Below are 22,822 nucleotides of genomic sequence, written 5' to 3'. Positions count from 1 at the left end.
CCTGTCTGCGACATACGCAATGAGCGTTGCACATGTCGCAATGTGCAGACTGGACGCCGCAGACCCCTGGCACCCTCGCCCCGACCCCGGGAGACCTCATGGCCGCCGCCGACGACGCCGCGCAGACCACGACACCCCACCCCGCCGTCGCCGCGCTCCGCGGCGAACGTGTCGACCACCGCTTCAAGGCGCTCCCCCCGGACGCCGACGGGCTGACCGTCGGGGAGCTCACCGCCCAGCGGCGCAACCTCTTCACCGGCGGTTTCACCACCCCCGTCCTCGCCCTCTCCGCCGAGCGACTGGAGCACAATCTCGCGCTGATGGAGTCGTACGCCGCGCGCCACGGTCTCGCGTTCGCCCCGCACGGCAAGACCTCGATGGCCCCCCAGCTCTTCGCCCGGCAGATCGAGCGCGGCGCGTGGGGCGTCACCCTCGCCGTCCCGCACCAGGTACGGGTGGCCCGCGCCTTCGGGGTACGGCGGATCTTCCTCGCCAACGAGCTGGTCGACGCCGCCGCCCTGGCCTGGCTGGCCGCCGAGCTCGCCGCCGACCCGGACTTCACCTTCGTCTGCTACGCCGACTCCGTCGACGCGGTCCGCCTCATGGACGAGGCGCTGCGCGGCTGCGCCCGCCCGCTGGACGTCGTCGTGGAGCTGGGCGCGGGCGAGGGCGCCCGCACCGGAGCCCGCACCGAGGCCGAGTGCGCGGCGATCGCGGACGCCGTCGCCGCCACGGACACCCTGCGGCTGGTCGGGGTCGCGGGCTACGAGGGCGAGGTCCCGGACGCCGACCCCGAGCGGGTCCGCGCCTGGCTGCGCCGCCTGACCGCGCTGGCCGTCGCCTTCGACGCGGCGGGCCGCTTCGCCGGAGTGCCCGAGATCGTGGTGAGCGCGGGCGGCAGCGCCTGGTTCGACGCGGTCGCCGATGTCTTCGCCGAGCTCCCGGAACTCTCCGCGCCCACGCTCAAGCTGCTGCGCTCGGGGGCGTACGTCTCCCATGACGACGGCCACTACAAGCACCTCACCCCGTTCAACCGGGTCCCCGAGGAGGGCGCCCTGCACCCGGCGTTCCGGCTGTGGACGCAGGTGGTGTCCCGCCCCTCCCCCGAGCAGGCGTTCACCAACGCGGGCAAGCGGGACGCCGCGTACGACCTCGATCTGCCCGTGGCGCAGACCGTGCGCCGCGACGGGGTGGAGCGTCCGGCGACCGGGGTGCGCGTCACGTCCCTGTCGGACCAGCACGGCTGGGTGTCCACCACCGGGGACGCGGATCTGCGGGTGGGCGACTGGATCTCGCTCGGCCTCTCGCACCCCTGCACGTCCTTCGACAAGTGGCAGCTGATCCCCCTCGTCGAGGCGGACGGCACGGTCACGGACTACATCCGCACGTACTTCTGACCCGGCCGACCCCGACAGCCTGCCCGTCCCCGACCCGAGAGGAACCCCCATGGACCTGGTGATCGCAAACGCCCAGGTGGTCGACGGCTCCGGCGCCGCCGGATACCCCGCGCACGTGACGGTCAGGGACGGCCGGATCGCGCAGATCCACCGCGACGGACCGCCCCCGGCCACCACCGGTGAGTCCCTCGACGCGGACGGGCTGACCCTCGCCCCCGGCTTCATCGACATGCACGCCCATACCGATCTGGCCCTGCTGCGCGACCCCGAGCACACCGCGAAGGCGGCCCAGGGCGTCACCCTGGAGGTCATCGGCCAGGACGGCATCTCCTACGCCCCCGTCACCGACACGACCCTGCCCACGATCCGCCGGGCCATCGCGGGCTGGAACGGCAGCGGCGACGACATCGACTTCGACTGGCGCACGGTCCGCGAGTACCTCGACCGCCTCGACCGCGCCCACACCGACCCGCACGGCGGTACGGGCATCGCGGTCAACGCCGCCTATCTGATCCCGCAGGGCACCCTGCGGATGCTCGCCCTCGGCTGGGACGACCGCGACCCCACCGCCGCCGAACTGGACCTGATGCGCGCCGAGATCACCGAGGCGATGCACGCGGGCGCGGTCGGCATGTCCTCCGGTCTGACCTACACCCCCGGCATGTACGCCAAGGACGCCGAGCTCACCGAGCTGTGCCGGACCGTCGCCGCCCACGGCGGCTACTACTGCCCGCACCACCGCAGCTACGGCGCGGGCGCCCTCGCCGCGTACGAGGAGATGGTCGCCCTCACCCGTGAGGCGGGCTGCCCGCTGCACCTCGCGCACGCCACCATGAACTTCGGTGTGAACAAGGGCAAGGCCCCCGACCTGCTGGAACTCCTGGACCGGGCGCTCGCCGACGGCGCGGACATCTCCCTCGACACCTACCCGTACACCCCCGGCTGCACGACCCTCGTGGCCGTCCTGCCGAGCTGGGCCAGCGAGGGCGGCCCCGACGCGACCCTCGCCCGGCTGCGCGACGACGACACCGCCGAACGCATCCGCCACCATCTGGAGGAGATCGGCTCCGACGGCTGCCACGGTGTCCCCATGGAGTGGGAGACCATCGAGATCTCCGGCGTCACCGACGACGCCAACACCCCCTACGTGGGCCGCACCGTCCTGGAGACCGCCCGCGCGAACGGCGAGACCCCCTGGACGACCGCCCGCCGGCTCCTGCTCGACGACCGCCTCGGCGCGACGATCCTCCAGCACGTCGGCCATGAGGAGAACGTCCGTACGATCATGCGCCACCCCGTCCACACCGGCGGCTCCGACGGCATCCTCCAGGGCGCCAAGCCCCACCCCCGCGCGTACGGCACCTTCCCCGAGTACCTCGGCAAGTACGTCCGCGACGAGGGCGTGCTGTCGCTGGCGGAGTGCGTCGCCCACCTCACGTCCCGCCCGGCGGCCCGGCTGCGGCTCGCGGACCGGGGCCTGGTCCGCGAGGGCTACCGCGCCGACCTCGTCCTGTTCGACGCGGACACCGTCGCCGCGGGCTCCACGTACGACGACCCCCGGGTGTACCCGACCGGTATCCCGTACGTCCTGATCGACGGCAGGTTCGTGATGCGCGACGGTCTCCGCACCGACGTGATCGCGGGCCGCACCGTCCGGGGCGCCGCCTACCGGCCGTGACTCCGGGGCCATTTGCCCCTCCCGCGAACCGGTCGCGCATGGCACCATCCCGTCCCATGATCACAGCAACCGAGGTCATCCGGCGCTCGGGCGTGAACGGCCAGATGCCCCTGCTCACCCTGGACGAGTTCTTCGACGGCAACACCGACGAGGAGTGCGTGGCCCCCCAGCAGTGGGGCCACGGACGCCCGCCGCTCGCCGAACTGACCGCCAGGCTGCGGGAGATCGAGCGCCGCGAGGATGTCCTTTGGGTGCGGGTCCAGCTGCACCCCGGTTCGGTGGAGACCAGCACCCTCACCGCCCAGGCGATAGCCGTCTGCACCCCGGCGGACGAGGCCGCGTGCGCGCAGTGGGTGGACGGCTTCGAGGCGGACGTGTTCCTCGGCCTGGTCGACGCCTACCGCGACGTCCCGAAGGCCCCGGAGGGCACCTACGTCTGGTCCGTCGTCTGGGAGTGACCCACGCGAACCGGTCCTACCGATCCCGTACGGCCGTGCGCGAGGGCCGGTGCGGTGACCGTCGGCGTCGCGGAGCCGCGCTGCCCGTGATCAATGGGCGGGCGGGACCCAGGCATCACGGGATACGGTCCTGCCATGTCCCGATCAGCCGCATCCCACCCCGCCCCGTCCCCCGTCGGCGCGGACGATCTCGATCTCGCCGTGCGGCTCGCGCTCGCCGTCCTCCGTAAGGCGCCGCCGGCCGCGTGGGACGGCAAGGCGGGTTCGCTGGAGTGGGACTGCTGGGAGACCGTCGAGCATCTGAGTGACGACCTCTTCGCCTACGCCGTGCAACTGGGGCCGAGGAAACCGCCCCTGGACACCGAGGTGCCCTTCGTCTGGGAGAGCCGGCGGCCCGGCGGTCCGGAGGTCACCGTCCGGGCCGACCGGAAGGCGGGACCCGCCGGGCTGCTCCAGGTGCTGGAGGCCAGCGGCGCGCTGCTGGTCGCCATGGTGCGTACGACGGCCCCCGAGGTGCGCGCCTACCACGTGTTCGGCGTCTCGGACGCGGCGGGCTTCGCGGCGATGGGCGTCGTGGAGACCCTGGTGCACACACATGACCTGGCCCAGGGGATCGGGCTCGACTGGAACCCGCCCGCCGATCTGTGCGCGCGGGTGCTCGCCCGGCTGTTCCCGGACGCCCCGGCGGCCACGGACCCCTGGACCACCCTGCTGTGGGCCACCGGCCGCGCCGAACTCGACGGCCGCCCCCGGCCGGCCACCTGGCGCTGGGACGGCACGGTCCGCGCGTAGCCCGGTACGGGAAGCCCGCGCCCCCCGATGGCTACGGGAGCGCGGGTCACGGTGACTAGTGGCGGGGCAGCCGGTCCAGGAGCCAGGTGCCGAGCTGTTCGGTCACCCGGGAGTGGCGGGTGTTCTCGTTCGAGAAGACGATCTCGTCCAGACCGCTCTCCTCACGGTTCGCGTCCGTGAGGTTCTCGTACAGGGTGCTGTCGTCGATGTCCCGGAGGTCGACCGCGCTGCCCGAGGGGACGAAGCAGACCTCCGGGTGGTGAGCCACCGCCGCCATGCCGAGCAGCGGCTTGGTGAGGTTCTTGGCGGCGATGTCGTACGAGTCGAGGGTGCCGCCGGGGGCGCCGTCGGCGGCGGCCAGGCCCCGGTGCCGGACGTCGATCTCGCGCACGTAGTCCTTGAGATGGGCGAGGACGACCCGGTTGTCCGGGCTCTGGGTACGCAGGGTGGTGGGCCGGAAACCGCCCTTGGTGCACTCCAGCGCGGGTTCACCCGCCGGTACGCCGATCCCGGTGCCGTCGCCGCGGCCGTTGGCGATACCGATCTTGCGGGGCACCATGGGCCATCCGCCGACCCGCTTCAGCGCCTCCAGGAACTCGGTGCGCAGCGGGTCCTCGACCGGTTCGGCCCGCACGGTCTCGATGTGCCGCCACAGGAGCTGCCGGGCGGCCGGGCTGTTGATCTGGGCGCTCAGCTTCGGCGCGGTGGGCTTCAGGAAGTGGGCGAGGGCCTGGAGCGCGATGGGGATGGACGCGCCCCGGTGCGGGCTGTCGAAGCTGAAGTAGAGCTCCGTCTGGTGGTCCATCCGCTGCGTCTCCAGCTTGGCCAGCGCGTAGCGGGTGATGAGCCCGCCCATGCTGAAGCCGCCGACAGCGAGCCGGGCGTTGCCCTGGCGCTCGGAGATCGCCCGGAAGACGCACTCGGTGGCGACGCGCGCGTTGTCGAGGATCGACGCGGCCCGGTCCTCGTAGCCGAGGAGGATCAAGTCGTAGCCACGGTTGTGGAGTTCGGTGACGAACGGGAAGTCGGCGCGCTCCAGGGCGTCGTAGAGCGCGGCGAAGTTGCTGGGACCGGCGTTGAAGCCGTCGGAGACGATCACCGGGCGGCGCAGGACGCGCGGACCGGGCGCGAGGTGGACATGGGCCTCGCCGCCCGGGAAGTCCCACACGATGTGGTCCGGCTCCGCCGGGGGCGCGGGCGGGTTCTCGACGCCGAACAGGCTCCAGTCCTGCTGGGGGATGTCCTCGCTGGTCATACGGGTCCTCCGATGTGTCGCCGGTGCACTGACGTGGTGTCACGGGTGGCAGCCCGGACCGAACGTAGCGGTCCTCGAACACGTACGGGTGTGGATCAACGACACCGAGTGAGTTTGGCTGAAAACCGGCAAGAGCCAGCAAAAACCACAACCGGCGCACGTCCGTCCACACGCCCCACCCATGCGCCCGCGTGAGCCGGTCATGCGCGGGGGCGCGCGACGCCACGGGCCCGCCTCCCCGGACGCCCCACGCCGGGCCCCGCACCGCAAATCTCCACCCCTACGGGTGAGTTGATCACCGTTCGGCCGGTTCGGAGGCGACTTCATCCGCTATCCCAGGGTTCATGACCAAGCTTCCGCGCCCGGCCCGCACCACGCTGGCCCCCGCGCTGTCCCTCGGACTGGCCCTGGCCCTCACCCCCGCCCTCCCGGCCACGGCGGCCCCCGCACCCACCGCCGCCCGCGGCACCGTGATCGCCCAACTGGAGGACGCCCTCTCGACGCTGCTCACCGAGGACGAGCGGCGGGCCGGGTACACCCCCGACAAGTTCCGCCACTGGAACGCCGGTACGGACCGGACGGACGGCTGCGACACCCGTAGGGAGGTCCTGATCGCGGAGGCCGTGGAGGCGCCGACCGTGGGCGCCCGCTGCGCGATCAAGGGCGGCAAGTGGGTCTCGTACTACGACAACCAGACCGTGAACGGCACGGACGGACTCGTCGTGGACCATGTCGTCCCGCTCGCGGAGGCCTGGGGATCGGGCGCGTCCTCGTGGACGTCCGCGCGCCGCGAGGCGTACGCGAACGACCAGGGCGTCCCCACGACGCTGACCGTGGTGACCGCCCGGACGGTCCGCGAGAAGGCCGCGCGGGACGTGGCCGACTGGCTGCCGCTCGCGGGCGACAAGTACTGCCGGTACATCGGCGAATGGGTGTCCACCAAGCACCGCTGGAACCTGAGCGTCGACAAGGACGAACTGGAGGCGCTGAAGCTCTTCGCCGACAACGCCTGCGAACAGACCGTGGTGATCTACACCCCCGCCCCCGCCTAGCGCATACGTACGAGAGGTCGCCCACGCGGGGTCGACCATCCGGGCATATGCCGCGCCGGACGGATCACCGCGTGACCCCCGGCCCGCCCGCCGGATAGACGAGATGACGAACGGCATCCCGACGACGAAGCAGGCGAGTCGATGAGCGACACCAGGAAGACCACGAAGTCCCGGACCCGGGCGCGGCTGACACTGACCGCTCTGGGCGCGGTGGCCCTCGCCTCGACCCTCCCCACGGGTACGGCGACGGCCGACGACGAGACGCATATCGACTCGCACAACGGCCACCACGTCACCCTGGTCTCGATCGGCGAGATCGACGACCCGGCGGAGGACGTACTGGAGCACGCGGCGATCTTCGGCAGCGAGACCTCGACGGTCGGCTGACCCCGGCCCGCGCGGTCGGGCCTCAGCGCACCCCGCGCGGACGGAACTGCACGCTGATCCGGGGCCCGGTCGCCCTCGCGCTCTTCGGTACGGCGTGCTCCCAGGTCCGCTGGCAGGAGCCGCCCATCACGATCAGGTCGCCGTGGCCGAGGGCGTACCGCGTGGCGGGGCCGCCGCCACGGGGGCGCAGCAGCAGATCGCGGGGCGCGCCGACGGACACGATGGCGACCATCGTGTCCTCGCGGGCCCCGCGGCCGATGCGGTCGCCGTGCCAGGCGACGCTGTCGCGGCCGTCGCGGTAGTAGCACAGGCCCGCCGTGACGAAGGGTTCGCCCAGCTCCGGGGCGTAGTGGGCGTTCAGCGCGGTGCGCGCTTCGTCCAGCGCGGGGTGGGGCAGCTCCCGGCCCTCCACGTAGTGGCACAGCAGCCGGGGCACGTCCACCGTCCGCTCGTACATCTCCCTGCGCTCGGCGCGCCAGGGGACGTCGGACGCGAGCCGCTCGAACAGCTCGTCGGCGCCGTGCAGCCACCCGGGGAGCACGTCCACCCAGGCGCCGGCGCCGAGCACCACCCGGCGGGCCCCGCCCAGGTCCCCGAGCGTCGCGCCGTCCCCGCGGGGGTCTTCCCCGACCTGGCCGAAGAGGGAACCTTGCAGTGAATGGGACATATCCCCACCCTACCCCACCCACTCGAACACCCGATCGATTCCCTCCGCCCCGCGGGTCGCCTTCGCTCGCGCTTCCCAGGTCCGTCCGACTGGGCGCACTTGTCCCTGTGCGGGTCGGACGGGGGTGCGCAGTTCCCCGCGCCCCTGGATGCTGCCCCTGTCCGTCGCTCTTCGGGTGCGGGTCCGCCCTCGTCTTTTGCGCAGTTCCCCGCAGGTCGCCTTCGCTCGCGCTCCCCAGGTCTGTCCGGCTGGGCCCACTTCGTCCCTGTGCCGTCGCTCGCGGGGTGCGCAGTTCCCCGCGCCCCTGGATGCTGCCCCTGTCCGTCGCTCTTCGAGTGCGGGTCCGCCCTCGTCTTTTGCGCAGTTCCCCGCGCCCCTTTGGGGCGCCCCTGCCGGTTCTTCGGGTCGGTGCCGGTCGGGATTCTCCGTCCTCGATCCGACACGCTCGGTAGGTCCGGGAAGGTGACCCCACTGAAGCATCGGAGTCTGCGAGCAGAGATTCCCGCCCACCCCCTCCCGCAGCCGTGCGCCTGCACGAGGAGAAGGGTGAAAAGCAACCCCAGGCGGCTGAGGCGCCCCCAAAGGGGCGCGGGGAACGGCGCAAAACCCACGAGCGACGGCACAGGAACAATGGGGCCCAGCCGGACAGACCCAGGGGCGCGGGGAACTGCGCAAAACCACCGAGCGACGGCACAGGCAACAAGTACGCCAGCACCGAGTACCCAGGGGCGCGGGGAACTGCGCACCCCCGTCCGACCCGCACAGGAACAAGGGCGTCCAGCCGGACGAACCTAGGAAGCGCAAGCGAAGGCGACCCGCGGGGAACTGCGCACCCCACGAACGACCGCACAGGAACGAAGTACGCCCAACCGGACAGACCTCAGAAGCGCAAGCGAAGGCGCCCCGTGCTGCAAAACACAGCCCCCACCTCGCGACCTCACCGTAAGGTGACCCGCATGCAGGTGATTCAGTCGACGAAGCTCGCCAATGTCTGTTACGAGATCCGGGGCCCGGTCCTCGAAGAGGCGATGCGGCTGGAAGCAGCGGGCCACCGCATCCTCAAGCTCAACACGGGCAATCCCGCGGCGTTCGGTTTCGACTGCCCCCCGGAGATCCTGGAGGACATCCTCCGCAATCTGGGCGACGCCCACGGCTACGGCGACGCCAAGGGCCTCCTCGCCGCCCGCCGCGCGGTCGTCATGCACAATCAGACCCTCGGCATCGAGACGGACGTCGAGCACGTCTTCGTCGGCAACGGTGTCTCCGAGCTGATCGTGATGGCGATGCAGGGCCTGCTGGACAACGGCGACGAGGTCCTCGTCCCCGCGCCGGACTACCCCCTGTGGACCGCCGCCGTGTCGCTGTCCGGCGGCACCGCCGTCCACTACCGCTGCGACGAGCAGTCCGACTGGATGCCGGACCTCGCCGACATCGAGCGGAAGGTCACCGACCGCACCAAGGCGATCGTGATCATCAACCCGAACAATCCGACCGGGGCCGTCTACGACGACGAGATGCTGCGCGGGCTGACCGACATCGCCCGCCGCCACAACCTCCTGGTCTGCTCGGACGAGATCTACGACAAGATCCTCTATGACGGCGCCACCCACACCGCGACCGCCGCGATCGCCCCGGACCTGCTGACCCTCACGTTCAACGGGATGTCGAAGGCGTACCGGGTCGCCGGGTACCGGGTCGGCTGGATGGCCATCTCCGGCCCCCGCGCGCACGCCGACTCGTACATCGAGGGGCTGACGATACTGGCGAACATGCGGCTGTGCGCGAACATGCCCGGTCAGCACGGGGTCGTCGCGGCCCTCGGCGGACGCCAGACGATCGACGACCTGGTGCTGCCCGGCGGGCGGCTGAAGGAACAGCGGGACACCGCGTACGAGCTGCTGACCCGGATCCCCGGGGTGAGCTGTGTGAAGCCCAAGGGCGCGCTGTACCTGTTCCCGCGGCTGGACCCCAAGGTGTTCAAGATCAAGGACGACCGGCGGATGGTCCTCGATCTGCTTCGCCGCGAGAAGATCATGGTCGTCCAGGGCACGGGCTTCAACTGGCCGGAACCCGATCACTTCCGGGTGGTCACCCTGCCCACGGTCGCCCAGCTCACCGAGGCCGTCACCCGGATCGGCAACTTCCTGGACGGCTACAGCCAGCCCTGACAGATCCGGTACCGCTCCTGACGCAGGTCCCGCACCGGCCCCGGACCCCGGCCGGGAACCGGAGCGCAAACCGTCCCGGCGGGCATCCGAGGCAGCACACGGGTGATTCGCCGTACGGCAAACGGGCAGGGCCGAGTGTCCCGCCCGGTCGGTCTCCCGCGCGCGTGCGACAACGGCGGGTATGAGACCACTCCTTTCCCGGTTGCCGGGACGCGGCCCCGCCCGGCCGCGACCGGCAGCCCCGCGGTCCACACGCAGACGCGCGTGGACCCTGGCCACCGCCTATGTCGTGGCCGCCGCGTCCGCACCGCTGATCGCGTTCGGCACCGCCGCCGCCCCGGCCGTCGCCGCGCCCCTGCCCGGGGGCCTCGGCCCCTGTGTGCCGGGCGACTGTCCCGACCCGTTCCCGCCGATCAGCAACGGTCCGATCATGGGCCGGGACAACGCGATCAACGTCTTCGCGGGCGGGGACTTCCGGGTCCGGGAACGGGCCGCCGAGGCCGAGGGGCGGGTCGTCGTCCTCGGCGACTTCGACCAGGACAAGGTGGCCGGCGCCAGCGCCATCTACAACATCGGCATCGTCGGTGTGGGCTCCCGGGTGCCGCCGTCCGACGGGGCCGACTTCCTCACCACGGGCGGCGACGTCACCGTGGCCGCCGGGGAACGGCTCCTCGCCGACGGCGGAGTGGTCCGGCACGCGGGCACCGCGACCGGCACGATCACCGGGACCGTGGTCCAGGACCCGAACGCCGCCGCCCCCTACACCGCGCTGCGCGGTGAGCTCACGACCGCGAGCCAGTGCTACGCGCGTGACGACCAGGGGACCCGGCCCGCGACGGGCACGGCGGTGAACCAGGGCGGTCAGACCGTCTTCACCGGCGACAACACCTCCGCGCTCCAGATCTTCAACGTCGACTTCGACATGACGACGGCGAGCGGCGGCCAGCAGGGGCTGGTCTTCCAGAACATCCCCGCGAACGCGACCGTGCTGGTCAACGTGCTGGGCACCACCCGCACGCTGAGCACCTACAGCGGCAGCCCGTTCGACACGGACCCGCTCAACCAGCTGCGCTCGCGGCTGCTGTGGAACTTCCCGGACGCCACCACCGTGAACCTGGCCGGTACCGGCCAGTTCCAGGGCAGTGTGCTGATCGGCAACCAGGCGTCGCAGGCGACGGTCACCCTGCCGGGTGTCAACGGCCGCTTCTTCAGCACCGGCACCATCACCCACACCAGCCCGCCGGGCGGCGGTGGCGGTCAGGAGTTCCACGCCTACCCGTTCAACGCGACGAACCTCCCCGACTGCACCGTGGCCCCCGTACAGGGGCCGGTGAAGGTCGTCAAGGAGGACGCGGCGACGGGTGACAACCTGCCCGGCGCCGTGTTCGAGCTGTGGCAGGAGACCAACGGCCAGACCGGTCTCCAGACCACCGGCGCCGACCCCGACACCCAGGTGGGCGCCACCTGCACCACCGACGCCAACGGCGAGTGCACCCGCACCGTCGACCTCGGGACGTACTACTGGCGTGAGACGCAGGCACCACCGGGGTACGACCTCCCGGCGAACCCGGTCTTCGGCCCGCTGACCCTGGGCGCCGGTGATCTGCCGGACGGGGTGAGCATCACCGCCCAGGACACCCGTATCCCGGTCACGGGCACGGTGTCGGTCCTCAAGCAGGACTCCGTGACCCAGGCCCCGCTCGCGGGTGCGACGTTCCAGCTGTGGGAGGAGACCAACGGCGTCCCCGGTCTCCAGACCACGGGCGGTGACCCCGACACCCAGATCGGCAACTCCTGCGTCACCCCGGCCGACGGCCGGTGCAGCCGGACCGTCGAGGCGGGTACGTACTACTGGCGCGAGACCCAGGCACCCGCCGGGTACGACCTGCCCGGCAACCCGGTCTTCGGGCCGCTGGTGCTCACCGACCAGAACGCCCCGACCGGCGTGACCGTCACCGCGAACAACACGGCGACAGCCCCGGTCACGGGTGCGGTCACGGTGGTGAAGAAGGACTCGGACACCGGCGCGAACCTCGCGGGTGCCGTGTTCCAGCTGTGGCAGGAGACCAACGGCATCGCCGGTCTCCAGACCACCGGCGGCAACCCCGATGTCCAGGTGGGCGCGTCCTGCACCACGGGCGCGAACGGCGAGTGCACCCGCGACGTCGAGACCGGCACGTACTACTGGCGCGAGATCCAGGCACCGCCCGGCTACGAACTGCCGACCAACCCGGTGTTCGGGCCGCTGGCGCTGACCGACGAGAACGCCGAACAGGGTGTCACCGTCACCGCGAACAACAGCCCGACCGCCCCGGTCACCGGCGCGGTCACCGTCGTCAAGCAGGACTCCACCACCCAGGCACCCCTCGCGGGCGCGGTGTTCCAGCTGTGGGAGGAGACCAACGGCATCCCCGGCCTCCAGACCTCCGGCACCGACCCCGACACCCAGGTCGGCAGCCCCTGCACCACCCCCGCCAACGGCCAGTGCACCCGCACCGTCGACCTCGGCACCTACTACTGGCGCGAGACCCGCGCCCCCGACGGCTACGACCTCCCGGCCAACCCCGTCTTCGGCCCGCTCGTCCTGACCGAGGCCAACGCCCCGACCGGCGTCACCGTCAACGCCAACAACTCCACCATCGCCCCCGTCACCGGTGAGGTCACGGTCGTCAAGAAGGACGCGGACACCGGCGCCAACCTCGCCGGAGCCGTCTTCGAACTGTGGCAGGAGACCAACGGCACGCCCGGCCTCCAGACCACCGGCGGCAACCCCGACATCCAGGTCGGCGCCCCCTGCACCACCGGCGCGGACGGCGAGTGCACCCGCACCGTCGAGACCGGCGCCTACTACTGGCGCGAGACCCAGGCGCCCACCGGCTACGAACTGCCCTCCAACCCGGTCTTCGGCCCGCTGAACCTCACACCGGAGAACGCCGCGGAAGGCGTGACCGTCACCGCGAACAACAGCGGAACGGCCCCGGTCATGGGCGCGGTCACCGTCGTCAAGAAGAACGCGGCCACCGGCGTGAACCTCGCCGGAGCCGTGTTCCAGCTGTGGGAGGAGACCAACGGCGTCCCCGGCCTCCAGACCACCGGCAGCGACATCGACACCCAGATCGGCAGCCCCTGCACCACCCCGGCCAGCGGCCAGTGCACCCGCACCGTCGAGATCGGGACGTACTACTGGCGCGAGACCCAGGCGCCTCCCGGGTACGACCTCCCCGCCAACCCGGTCTTCGGACCGCTCGTCCTGACCGCGGCCAACGCCCCGACCGGCGTCACCGTCACCGCGAACAACACACCGACGGCCCCGGTCACGGGCGCGGTCACGGTCGTCAAGAAGGACTCCGTGACGGGCGCGAACCTCGCCGGAGCGGTGTTCGAGCTGTGGGAGGAGACCAACGGCCAGGAGGGTCTCCAGGCCACCGGTGGTGTCCCTGACACCCAGATCGGCGTCTCCTGCACCACCGGCGCCGACGGCCGCTGCTCCCGCACGGTCGAGACGGGTACGTACTACTGGCGCGAGACCCAGGCGCCCGCCGGGTACGACCTCCCCGCCGACCCGGTCCTCGGCCCGCTGCACCTGACCGAGGACAACGTCGAGGACGGCATCACCGTCACGGCGGACAACACCCCGACCGCTCCGGTCACCGGTGATGTCACGGTCGTCAAGAAGGACGCGAACACCGGGGCGAACCTCGCCGGAGCCGTGTTCCAGCTGTGGGAGGAGACCAACGGCGTCCCCGGTCTCCAGACCTCCGGCGCCGACCCCGACACTCAGGTAGGTGCGTCCTGCACCACCCCGGCCAGCGGCCGGTGCACCCGCACCGTCGAGGTCGGCACCTACTACTGGCGCGAGACCCAGGCGCCCACCGGCTACGACCTCCCGGCCAACCCGGTCTTCGGTCCCCTCGTCATCATGCCGGAGGACGCGGAGCAGGGCGTCACGGTCACGGCGAACAACACCCCGACCGGTCCGGCCACCGGCGCGGTCACGGTCGTGAAGAAGGACTCGGACACCGGGGCGAACCTCCCGGGTGCCGTGTTCCAGCTGTGGGAGGAGACCAACGGCATCGCCGGTCTCCAGACCACCGGCGGCAACCCCGACACCCAGGTCGGCGGCTCCTGCACCACCGGGGCGAACGGCCAGTGCACCCGCACCGTCGAGACGGGTACGTACTACTGGCGCGAGACCCAGGCGCCCGACGGGTACGACCTCCCCTCCGACCCGGTCTTCGGCCCGCTGAACCTCACGCCGGAGAACGCCGGACAGGGCGTCACGGTCACCGCCGGCAACAGCCGCACCCCGGCCGAGGAGAGCGTCATCAAGGTCGAGAAGACCGACGCGAAGAACGGCCGCCCCCTCGCGGGCGCGGTCTTCGAACTGTGGGAGGAGACCAACGGCGTCCCGGGCCTCCAGACCCGGCCCGCCGGCTCCACCCCGCCCGACACCCGTACCGGTCCCGGCTGCGCCACGGACCGCGCGGGACTGTGCGTCTTCGACGAACTGCCGACGGGGACGTACTACGTACGCGAGACGGACGTGCCCGAGGGCTACGTCCTGCCCGACAACCCGGTCCGCGGCCCGATCGTCATCACCCCCGAGGACGCGGGTGAGACCGTGACGGTCAAGATCGCCAACAAGCGCGGGGAGCCCGGCAAGGGCAAGTAACCCACCCGCACAACGATGAGGCCGGGGACCGCACACGCGGCCCCCGGCCTCACTGCATCGGCCCAATCCCCCCGGCGCCCGGCAACGGCTGCTGGTACCTCTGGGAGGACCCGACGAACGGAGACATTCGATGACCGGGGACAGCGGCATACGCGGCACGCACGGCACGCGGGGCGGGGCGGACGGTACGGCGGCGGCCGGGGGCGGCGCGGTATCCGGGGGCGGTGGTGCGGTCAGGGCCCCGGGTGCGCGGAAACGGGCGGGGGCGGTGGCGGTGGGCGCGGGGCTGCTGCTCGCGGTGGCGCCCCCGGCGGCCGTCGGGGCCGGGGAGGACCGCGGCCGGGCGGCGGGCGACGAGTGCGTGTCGTCCACCGGGCCCTACCAGCGGGAGCTGGAGGGGTATCTGAGGCGGCCCGTGGACGGGGTCCAGTCGCCGGAGGACTGCGCGGCGATCCGCGCCTTCCAGACCTCCGAGGCGATCACCCCGGCCGACGGCTACGCGAACCTCGTCACCTACCGCACGATGACGGCCGTGGACGCCCGCGGCAATCCGAACGCGGAACGGATGTGCCCCGACCGCTCGTACAGCGTGACGTGCGTCGACCTCGACCGGCAGATCCTGTGGACGCAGACCGACGGCGAGGTGGTCTTCGACCCCGTACCGATCCGGACCGGGCGCGACGACGAGGAGACCCGGCCCGGGTGGCACGCCATCTACTGGCGGGACATCGACCATGTCTCCACCGAGTACAACGACGCACCGATGCCGTACGCGCAGTTCTTCGACGGCGGCCAGGCGCTGCACGGCCGTCCCGACGACCTGTTCGACGGAGGCGGCTCCGCGGGGTGCGTGAATCTGCGGCTGTCGGACGCGCGGGACCTGTGGGACCTGCTGGACGTCGACGACGCGATCTTCGTCTGGGGCACCAAACCGGGCACCGCGGACTGAGTATCCGCGGCGGCGGGCGGAATGACGCCCCTTCCTGGGACTTCGCTCAACTTTAGACGAGTTCCAAGGTAGGATGGGTTCGTCACAGCAGAGGAGGCCGTCCATGTACGAGCCGATCCGCACCAAGTCGGTCCACACCACGACCGGCACCGCCGCGGACTACCCCCACCGCTCGCGCGAGGAGGAGCTGGACATCCAGCTCGCCGGGCATCTCGCCGCGCTGCTCGCCGTCACCGACGAGCTGCGTGTCCTCAGCCCCGGCCCGGATCTCGACGAGGCGGCCGAACGGCTCGCGGAGCAGGTGTCCCGCTTGCGCGGGGGCGGTGCGCCGGTCCGGGCGGCGGACGCCGGAGCCGTGCACGAACCGGGGCTCGGGGCGCTGCATCAGCGTGCGCACGCCCTCGCGGGGCGTGCGCTGGTCGTCGCGGCGTCGCGGGCCGACACGACTGTGGCGATTCTCGCGGCGGAGCGGATGGACGCGCACGCCGTCGCCGTGCGGGGTTCCGCCGCGGAGCGGAGTCCCGAGCTGGCGTCCGGCGGTGCGCGGCGTGGGGCCCGGCGGCACAAGCTGTCCCCGACGCACTGACGGTCCCCGTCGGTCCCGGGTTTCCTGTACTGGGCGAACTTGTCCCGGTGCGGGTCGCTCATGGGGTGCGCAGTTCCCCGCGCCCCTGGGGTTCCACACCTGGACGTACTTGTTCCTGTGCGGGTATGTCCGTGGGTGCGCAGTTCCCCGCGCCCCTTTGGGGGCGCCTCAGCCCCTTGCTGTTGTTGTTCACCATCCTCCTCGCGGACTCGCGCTGCTGCGGGAGGGGGTGGGCGGGAATCTCTGCCCGCAGACTCCGATGCTCTTCAGCAGGACAAGAGGGACGTCCGACCGAGCGCGTTGGAGCGAGGACGGAGAATCCCGACCGGCCCCGACCCGAAGAACCGACCGGACGCGCCCCAAAGGGGCGCGGGGAACTGCGCACCCCACGAGCGACGGCACAGGAACGAAGGGCGTCCACCCGGACAGACCTCGGAAGCGCAAGCGAAGGCGACCCGCGGGGACCAGTACGTCCAGCACAGGGAACCACGGGCCGCGCCCACGCACAGAAGGCCCTCGCGGGTCGTGACGGTCCCGCGAGGGCCTTGCTGTGTGTACCCGTACGTCATTGGACGGGTACGGGTCCGGGCCCGGTCAGGTCGGGAACAGGCCCGGTCCGATCGGGACGGCCTCAGCCGAGACGCTGGACCAGGGACCGGTACTCGTCCCACAGCTCCTTCGGGGTGTGGTCACCGAAGGTGTTGAGGTGCTCGGGCACCAGCGCGGCCTCCTCGCGCCAGACCTCCTTGTCGACCGTCAGCAGGAAGTCCAGGTCGGCGTCGGAGAGGTCGAGGCCGTCGGTGTCCAGGGCGGCCTTGGTCGGCAGGACGCCGATGGGCGTACCGACCCCCTCCGCCGTGCCGTCCAGCCGCTCGACGATCCACTTCAGGACCCGGCTGTTCTCGCCGAACCCGGGCCACACGAAGCGGCCGGCGGCGTCCTTGCGGAACCAGTTGACGTAGTAGATCCGCGGCAGCTTCGCCGGGTCCTTGTCCTTGGCGACGTTCACCCAGTGGGCCATGTAGTCGCCCATGTTGTAGCCGCAGAACGGCAGCATCGCGAACGGGTCGCGGCGCAGCTCGCCCACCTTGCCCTCGGCGGCGGCGGTCTTCTCGGAGGCGACGTTCGCGCCGAGGAAGACACCGTGGTTCCAGTCGAGGGACTCGGTCACCAGCGGGACCGCGCTGGCGCGCCGGCCGCCGAAGAGGATCGCGGAGATCGGGACGCCCTTGGGGTCCTCCCACTCGGGCGCGATGGTCGGGCACTGGGCCGCGGGGACGGTGAAGCGGGCGTTGGGGTGCGCGGCCGGGGTGCCGGACTCCGGCGTCCAGTCGTTGCCCTTCCAGTCGGTGAGGTGCGCCGGGGTGTCCTCGGTCATCCCCTCCCACCAGATGTCGTTGTCGTCGGTGAGGGCGACATTGGTGAAGACGGAGTTGCCCCACAGGGTCTTCATCGCGTTGGCGTTGGTGTGCTCACCGGTGCCGGGGGCGACGCCGAAGAACCCGGCCTCGGGGTTGATCGCGTACAGCTGGCCGTCCTCGCCGAAGCGCATCCACGCGATGTCGTCGCCGATGGTCTCGACGGTCCAGCCCTTGATGGTGGGCTCCAGCATCGCGAGGTTCGTCTTGCCGCAGGCGGAGGGGAACGCGGCGGCGACGTAGCGGGCCTCGCCCTGCGGCGGGGTCAGCTTGAGGATCAGCATGTGCTCCGCGAGCCAGCCTTCGTCGCGGGCCATCACGGAGGCGATGCGCAGCGCGTAGCACTTCTTGCCGAGCAGGGCGTTGCCGCCGTATCCGGAGCCGTACGACCAGATCTCCCGGTCCTCGGGGAAGTGCGAGATGTACTTGGTGCTGCTGCACGGCCACGGGACGTCGGCCTCGCCCTGTGCGAGGGGCGCGCCGAGGGTGTGGACGGCCTTGACGAAGAAGCCGTCGGAGCCGAGCTCGTCGAGGACGGGCTGTCCCATCCGGGTCATGGTGCGCATCGCGACGGCGACGTACGCGGAGTCGGTGAGCTCCACGCCCAGGGCGGACAGGGGGGAGCCGAGGGGACCCATGCAGAACGGGACGACGTACAGGGTGCGGCCGCGCATCGAGCCGCGGAAGATGCCGCCGCGGCCTTCCTCGCCCTGGAAGATCTCCCGCATCTCGGCGGGGGCCTTCCAGTGGTTGGTCGGGCCCGCGTCCTCCTCCTTCGCGGAGCAGATGAAGGTGCGGTCCTCGACGCGGGCGACGTCCGTCGGGTCGGACGCGGCGTAGTAGGAGTTCGGACGCTTGACCGGGTCGAGCTTGCGGAAGGTGCCCTTGGCGACGAGCTCCTCGCACAGGCGCTCGTACTCGGCTTCCGATCCGTCGCACCAGACGACCTTGTCGGGCTGGGTCAGTTCGGCGATCTCGTTCACCCAGGTGATGAGGCCCTGGTGGGTGGTGGGGACGCCGGTGTCCGTACGGGTGGTCGTGCTGGTGGTGGGAGCCGCGATGTCGCGCGCCACGATTGCTCCTAAATGGGGGTTTGTTGTTTTCTGCCCCTTGGGGGCCGCGACCCGGATGCTTCATGGTGCGGGCCGAGAAGCCCGCGCCCCGGCGCTCATCCGGTGCCGTCCGCACTCATTTGATCATCCGACGGTTGCGCCCATATGTCCAGAGGGCCTCACAGGTGAGCGGCGTGACTCTCCCCACGGGGCGCCTTCGCTTTGCGCTTCCGAGGTCTTCCCCGGCTGGGGGCGCCTGTCCCTGCGGGTCGCCTTCGCTTGCGCCTCCGGGGTTCCACACCTGGGCGTACCCGTTCCCGTGCGGGTCGTCCGGGGGTGCGCGGTTCCTCGCGCCCCTTGGGTTCCACACCTGGGCCGACTTGTTCCTGTGCGGGTCGTCCGGGGGTGCCCAGTTCCCCGCGCCCCTTGGGTTCCACACCTGGGCGTACCTGTTCCCGTGCGGGTCGTTCAGGGGTGCGCAGTTCCTCGCGCCCCTTAGGTTCCACACCTGGGCCGACTTGTTCCTGTGCGGGTCGTTCGTGGGTGCGCGGTTCCTCGCGCCCCTGGGTACTCGTTCGTGGGCCGACTTGTTCCTGTGGCGGTTGGCCGGGGGTGCGCGGTTCCTCACGCCCCTTTGGGGGGCGGCTCCGGGTGGCCGATGAAGGGGTGGGGCGTCAACCTTGTAGAGGGGTGCGGACGTGAAGTCGGTCACTCGGGGCGCCGCCGAAGGGGCGCGGGGAACTGCGCGAAGACGAGGACCGGCCCGCACCCGAAGGACAACCCGAAGGGGCAGCATCCAGGGGCGCGGGGAACTGCGCGAAACGCGAGGACGCGCCCGCAGACGACGAACAGCCGGGCGGGGCAGCATCCAGGGGCGCGGGGAACTGCGCACCCACGGACGTACCCGCACGGGACAAGTACGGGCAGGTGTGGAACCCCGGGGGCGCGAGCGAAGGCGAGCCGTACTGACGGGCACCCGGAAAGGTGACCGGGCCTGACCACTTGCGCTGTACTTACGGGGCCGTAGGTACGATGCCGGGCATGACTGCGCCCGTCCCCGACGCACTCCCGGACTCCCCGGTCCTCCCGGCCCCCCGGCTGACCGCCGGGGCGGTCACCACCCCACAAGGCCCCGCCACGGCAGGCACCGCGCAGGAAGGCATCGCCTTGGCCGGCATCCCGCAGAACGACCCGCAGGGCGGCACCGCCACCGCGGACACCTCCGCCGACGGCCCGATCGAAGCGATGGCCACCGTCCTGCGCGAAGAGGTCAAACCCAAGCTGCGGGGCTGGCTCCACGCGGGCATGTTCCCCGCGGTCCTCGTCTCCGGACTGTTCCTGACCGCCCTCGCGGACTCCACCCGGGGCCGCGTCGCGTGCGGGATCTTCGTCCTGACGGCCTGCCTCCTGTTCGGCGTCAGCGCCCTGTACCACCGGGGCGACTGGGGCCCCCGCGCGGGCGGTGTCCTGCGCCGCCTCGACCACGCCAACATCTTCCTGATCATCGCGGGCACCTATACGCCCCTGACCATGCTGCTCCTGCCCGGCGCGAAGGGGCAGTGGCTGCTGTGGAGCGTCTGGGCGGCGGCCGCGGCCGGGATCGTCTTCCGGGTGTTCTGGGTGGGCGCCCCCCGCTGGCTCTACACCCCCTGTTACATCGCGATGGGCTGGGCCGCGGTCTTCTTCCTGCCGGACTTCCTGCGCACGGGCGGCATCGCCGTCCTCGTCCTGGTGATCGTCGGCGGGCTCCTCTACAGCGCGGGCGGTGTGATCTACGGGATCAAGCGCCCGAACCCCTCCCCCCGCTGGTTCGGCTTCCACGAGGTCTTCCACTCGCTCACGCTCGCCGCGTTCGTCGTGCACTACGTGGGCATCTCGCTGGTGGCGTACCGGCACGGCTGACCGCCCCGGGCGGCGGCGGACACATATTCGGCCGAGGTGGCCGTGACCTGAGGGTCACGGCCACCTTTTCGTTGCCCCCACCCCACCATCCGACCCGACCCGACTAACAATTGACAGCGACTCCCACTTAAAGGTTACTGTCATTTCATGGTTGCTGTCACTTCAGAGCTGGAGATGCGGCGGGACCCCCGCCGCTGGTGGGCCCTCGGGGCCCTGGTCGCGTGTCTGCTGGTGCTCGGATTCGATCTCACGATCCTGAATGTCGCGCTGCCGACGATCGCCGGAGAGCTCGGTGCCACCACGGGCGAGCAGCAGTGGACGGCCGACGCGTACGTGGTCGTCCTCGCGGCGCTGATGCTGCCCGCCGGGCTCCTCGGCGACCGCTTCGGACGCCGCCGCGCGCTGATCGCGGGACTGGTGCTGTTCCTGCTGGGCTCCGTGGCGGGCGCGCTCGCGGACGACGTCGCCACGGTCGTCGCGGCCCGCGCGGCGATGGGCGTCGGCGCGGCTCTCGTGATGCCGCTGAGCCTGTCCGTCCTGCCGTCGCTGTTCGCCCCCGACGAGCGGACCAAGGCCATCGCCGCGGTGTCGGCCGCGTCCGCGCTGGGGCTGCCGCTCGGCCCGATCGTCGGCGGCTGGCTCCTCGACCACTTCTGGTGGGGCTCGGTCTTCCTGATCAACATCCCGATGGCGCTGATCGGGATCGTCGCCTGTCTGCTGCTGCTCCCGGAGACCCGGGACCCGCACGCGCCACGGGTGGACCCCGTGTCCGCCGCGCTGACGGTGACCGGGCTCGGCACCCTGGTGTACGCGGTGATCGAGGCCCCGCACCGGGGCTGGGCGGACCCGTCCACCCTCGGGTCCCTGCTCGGCGGCACCGCGCTGATCACCGCGCTGGTGCTCCGTGAGCGCAAGGCGGCCCGTCCGATGCTGGACCTCACGCTGCTCGCCCGGCGCGACTTCCTCCTCAACACGCTGACCGCGACGCTGGTCATGTTCGTCCTGTCGGGCCTGATGTTCGTGCTGCCGCCGTACCTCCAGACCGTCCTAGGCAACGACGCGCTGGGCACCGGGGTGCGGATGCTGCCGCTGATGGGCGGACTGCTCGTCGCGGCGAAGGCGTCGGCCCCGGTGGTGGCGCGGTACGGGCCGCGCGCGGCGATCGGCGGGGGCCTGGTGGTGCTGTCGTTCGCCGCGCTCCTCGGCAGCCGTACGGAGGCGGGCTCGGCGTACGGGTTCGTGGCGCTGTGGCTGTCGCTCGCCGGACTGGGCTTCGGTTTCGCGGTGGTCCCGGCGATGGACACGGCGTTGGGCACCCTGCCGCCGGAGCGGGCGGGCAGCGGCTCGGGCCTGCTGATGACCGTACGGCAGATGGGCAGCGCCCTCGGGATCGCGCTGCTGGGCTCGCTGCTGGCGGGCCGCTACGCGGACCGGCTGGCCACGGGCGCTCTGGCGGCCGGGGACGCGGACACCGCGCGGGAGTCGGTGGTGGCCGCGCATCTCGTCGCGGAACGGCTCGGCGAGCCCGGGCTCGCGTCGGCGGCGGACACCGCGTACGTCCAGGGCATGGGCGTGATCCTGGTCGTCTGCGCGGTCGCCGCGCTGCTGACCGCGCTGGCCGCGCTCGCCCTGCTCCCGGCCCGCCCGGAGCCGGGCGGAAGCCTCCCGGGCGGCCCCGCCGACCCGCCCGATGGCCGACAATGAGGGTATGTCCGTCACCACGCAGCCGTCGTTCCCGCCGGTGGACCCGTCACAGCTCGGGCTCCGCGAGCGCAAGAAGCTGAGGACCCGGATCGCGATCCGGGAGGCCACCTACCGGCTCATCGCGGAGCAGGGGTACGAGGCGACGACGGTCGAACAGATCGCGGAGGCGGCGGAGGTCTCCCCCAGCACTGTGTTCCGGTACTTCCCCACCAAGGAGGACATCGTGCTCACCGACGAGTACGACGCCGTCCTGGAGGGCGTGCTGCGGGCCCGGCCGGCCGAGGAGCCGTTCCTGGAGTCGCTGCGCGCGATCCTCGCCCAGGCGCTGGAACTCGCGCTGCGTACGGAGCCGGAGACCACGAAGGTCCGGATGCGGCTGATGGCCGAGGTCCCGGCGGTCCGCGCCCGGACCCTGGAGAGCATGTCCGTCACCGGCCGCATGCTGTGCCGGGTGATCGCGGAGCGCGCGGGGCTGGACGAGGAGACCCTGGAGGTCCGGGTCTACGCGATGAGCATCCTCGCCGCCCTGCACGAGGCGTCCCTGTACTGGGCGGAGACCGACTACCGCGACGACATCAGGACCCTGGTGGACCGCGCCCTGACGACGATCGACGGGGGCCTGCCGGGCTGACCCGCGTACCGGCCGTCCCGAGAGGACGGCCGAGGGTACAACCAAGCGCCCCGC

Annotated in this window: 16 protein-coding genes; 13 read left to right on the top strand and 3 right to left on the bottom strand. The window is 71.7% G+C overall.

What is annotated here, in order from left to right:
• The first annotated feature begins 98 nt into the window (after positions 1-98).
• The 4 genes from AB852_RS06585 to AB852_RS06570 all read left to right on the top strand — a co-directional run bounded on the left by AB852_RS06585 (position 99) and on the right by AB852_RS06570 (position 4,325).
• Entirely contained in the window at positions 99-1,397 is a 1,299-nt protein-coding gene (locus AB852_RS06585; RefSeq protein WP_073784477.1) for an alanine racemase, read from the top strand.
• A 49-nt stretch (positions 1,398-1,446) separates the two neighbouring features.
• Positions 1,447-3,075, top strand: a complete 1,629-nt coding sequence (locus AB852_RS06580; RefSeq protein ID WP_073784475.1) for an N-acyl-D-amino-acid deacylase family protein — start codon at positions 1,447-1,449, stop codon at positions 3,073-3,075.
• A gap of 56 nt (positions 3,076-3,131) precedes the next feature.
• Positions 3,132-3,533: a hypothetical protein gene (locus tag AB852_RS06575; protein ID WP_073784473.1), complete on the top strand. Its 402-nt coding sequence runs from the start codon at positions 3,132-3,134 to the stop codon at positions 3,531-3,533.
• A gap of 135 nt (positions 3,534-3,668) precedes the next feature.
• The gene (locus tag AB852_RS06570; protein ID WP_073784471.1) at positions 3,669-4,325 is read left to right on the top strand and encodes a maleylpyruvate isomerase N-terminal domain-containing protein; all 657 of its coding nucleotides are present in this window, start codon (positions 3,669-3,671) and stop codon (positions 4,323-4,325) included.
• A gap of 55 nt (positions 4,326-4,380) precedes the next feature.
• Here the strand turns inward: AB852_RS06570 and AB852_RS06565 are convergent, their stop codons facing one another.
• On the bottom strand, positions 4,381-5,580 hold the full coding sequence (locus tag AB852_RS06565; protein ID WP_073784469.1) for an esterase/lipase family protein: 1,200 nt from the start codon (positions 5,578-5,580) through the stop codon (positions 4,381-4,383).
• A gap of 344 nt (positions 5,581-5,924) precedes the next feature.
• On the opposite strand from AB852_RS06565, the gene AB852_RS06560 reads away from it, so the two are divergent.
• Together AB852_RS06560 and AB852_RS06555 are read left to right on the top strand one after the other, a co-directional pair.
• Positions 5,925-6,632, top strand: a complete 708-nt coding sequence (locus tag AB852_RS06560) for an HNH endonuclease family protein (protein ID WP_073784467.1) — start codon at positions 5,925-5,927, stop codon at positions 6,630-6,632.
• A gap of 141 nt (positions 6,633-6,773) precedes the next feature.
• Positions 6,774-7,019, top strand: coding sequence for a hypothetical protein (locus tag AB852_RS06555; protein ID WP_073784465.1), 246 nt, complete (start codon positions 6,774-6,776; stop codon positions 7,017-7,019).
• A gap of 22 nt (positions 7,020-7,041) precedes the next feature.
• On the opposite strand, the gene AB852_RS06550 is transcribed toward AB852_RS06555, so the two are convergent.
• The gene (locus tag AB852_RS06550) at positions 7,042-7,686 is read right to left on the bottom strand and encodes an alpha-ketoglutarate-dependent dioxygenase AlkB (RefSeq protein WP_073784463.1); all 645 of its coding nucleotides are present in this window, start codon (positions 7,684-7,686) and stop codon (positions 7,042-7,044) included.
• A 956-nt stretch (positions 7,687-8,642) separates the two neighbouring features.
• Between AB852_RS06550 and AB852_RS06545 the strand changes: the two genes are divergently transcribed.
• The 4 genes from AB852_RS06545 (at position 8,643) to AB852_RS06530 (ending at position 16,061) form a co-directional block, all read left to right on the top strand.
• Complete coding sequence (locus AB852_RS06545; protein WP_073784461.1) at positions 8,643-9,854, top strand: pyridoxal phosphate-dependent aminotransferase; 1,212 nt, start codon at positions 8,643-8,645, stop codon at positions 9,852-9,854.
• A gap of 181 nt (positions 9,855-10,035) precedes the next feature.
• A complete protein-coding gene (locus tag AB852_RS06540; RefSeq protein WP_079184331.1) occupies positions 10,036-14,526 on the top strand; it encodes a SpaA isopeptide-forming pilin-related protein in 4,491 nt (1,496 codons plus the stop codon).
• 130 nt (positions 14,527-14,656) lie between these two features.
• Positions 14,657-15,475 (top strand): L,D-transpeptidase family protein, encoded by an 819-nt coding sequence (locus AB852_RS06535; protein WP_079184330.1) that lies wholly within the window; start codon positions 14,657-14,659, stop codon positions 15,473-15,475.
• A gap of 103 nt (positions 15,476-15,578) precedes the next feature.
• Positions 15,579-16,061: an SCO4983 family protein gene (locus AB852_RS06530; protein WP_073784457.1), complete on the top strand. Its 483-nt coding sequence runs from the start codon at positions 15,579-15,581 to the stop codon at positions 16,059-16,061.
• A gap of 631 nt (positions 16,062-16,692) precedes the next feature.
• Here the strand turns inward: AB852_RS06530 and AB852_RS06525 are convergent.
• Positions 16,693-18,552 carry a phosphoenolpyruvate carboxykinase (GTP) gene (locus AB852_RS06525; protein ID WP_073784455.1) on the bottom strand — a complete coding sequence of 620 codons (1,860 nt, stop codon included), beginning with the start codon at positions 18,550-18,552 and terminating at the stop codon, positions 16,693-16,695.
• Between the two features lie 1,224 nt (positions 18,553-19,776).
• Between AB852_RS06525 and trhA the strand changes: the two genes are divergently transcribed.
• From trhA to AB852_RS06505, 3 genes are all read left to right on the top strand, one after another.
• On the top strand, positions 19,777-20,433 hold the full coding sequence (trhA, locus tag AB852_RS06515) for a PAQR family membrane homeostasis protein TrhA (protein ID WP_073785537.1): 657 nt from the start codon (positions 19,777-19,779) through the stop codon (positions 20,431-20,433).
• 147 nt (positions 20,434-20,580) lie between these two features.
• Positions 20,581-22,137: a DHA2 family efflux MFS transporter permease subunit gene (locus AB852_RS06510; protein ID WP_073784451.1), complete on the top strand. Its 1,557-nt coding sequence runs from the start codon at positions 20,581-20,583 to the stop codon at positions 22,135-22,137.
• A gap of 4 nt (positions 22,138-22,141) precedes the next feature.
• Positions 22,142-22,768, top strand: a complete 627-nt coding sequence (locus AB852_RS06505; protein ID WP_073785535.1) for a TetR/AcrR family transcriptional regulator — start codon at positions 22,142-22,144, stop codon at positions 22,766-22,768.
• Positions 22,769-22,822 lie beyond the last annotated feature (54 nt).

This window comes from Streptomyces uncialis, assembly GCF_001905345.1.
Classification (GTDB): Bacteria; Actinomycetota; Actinomycetes; order Streptomycetales; family Streptomycetaceae; genus Streptomyces; species Streptomyces uncialis.
This window is presented reverse-complemented; position numbering and strand designations above follow the sequence as displayed.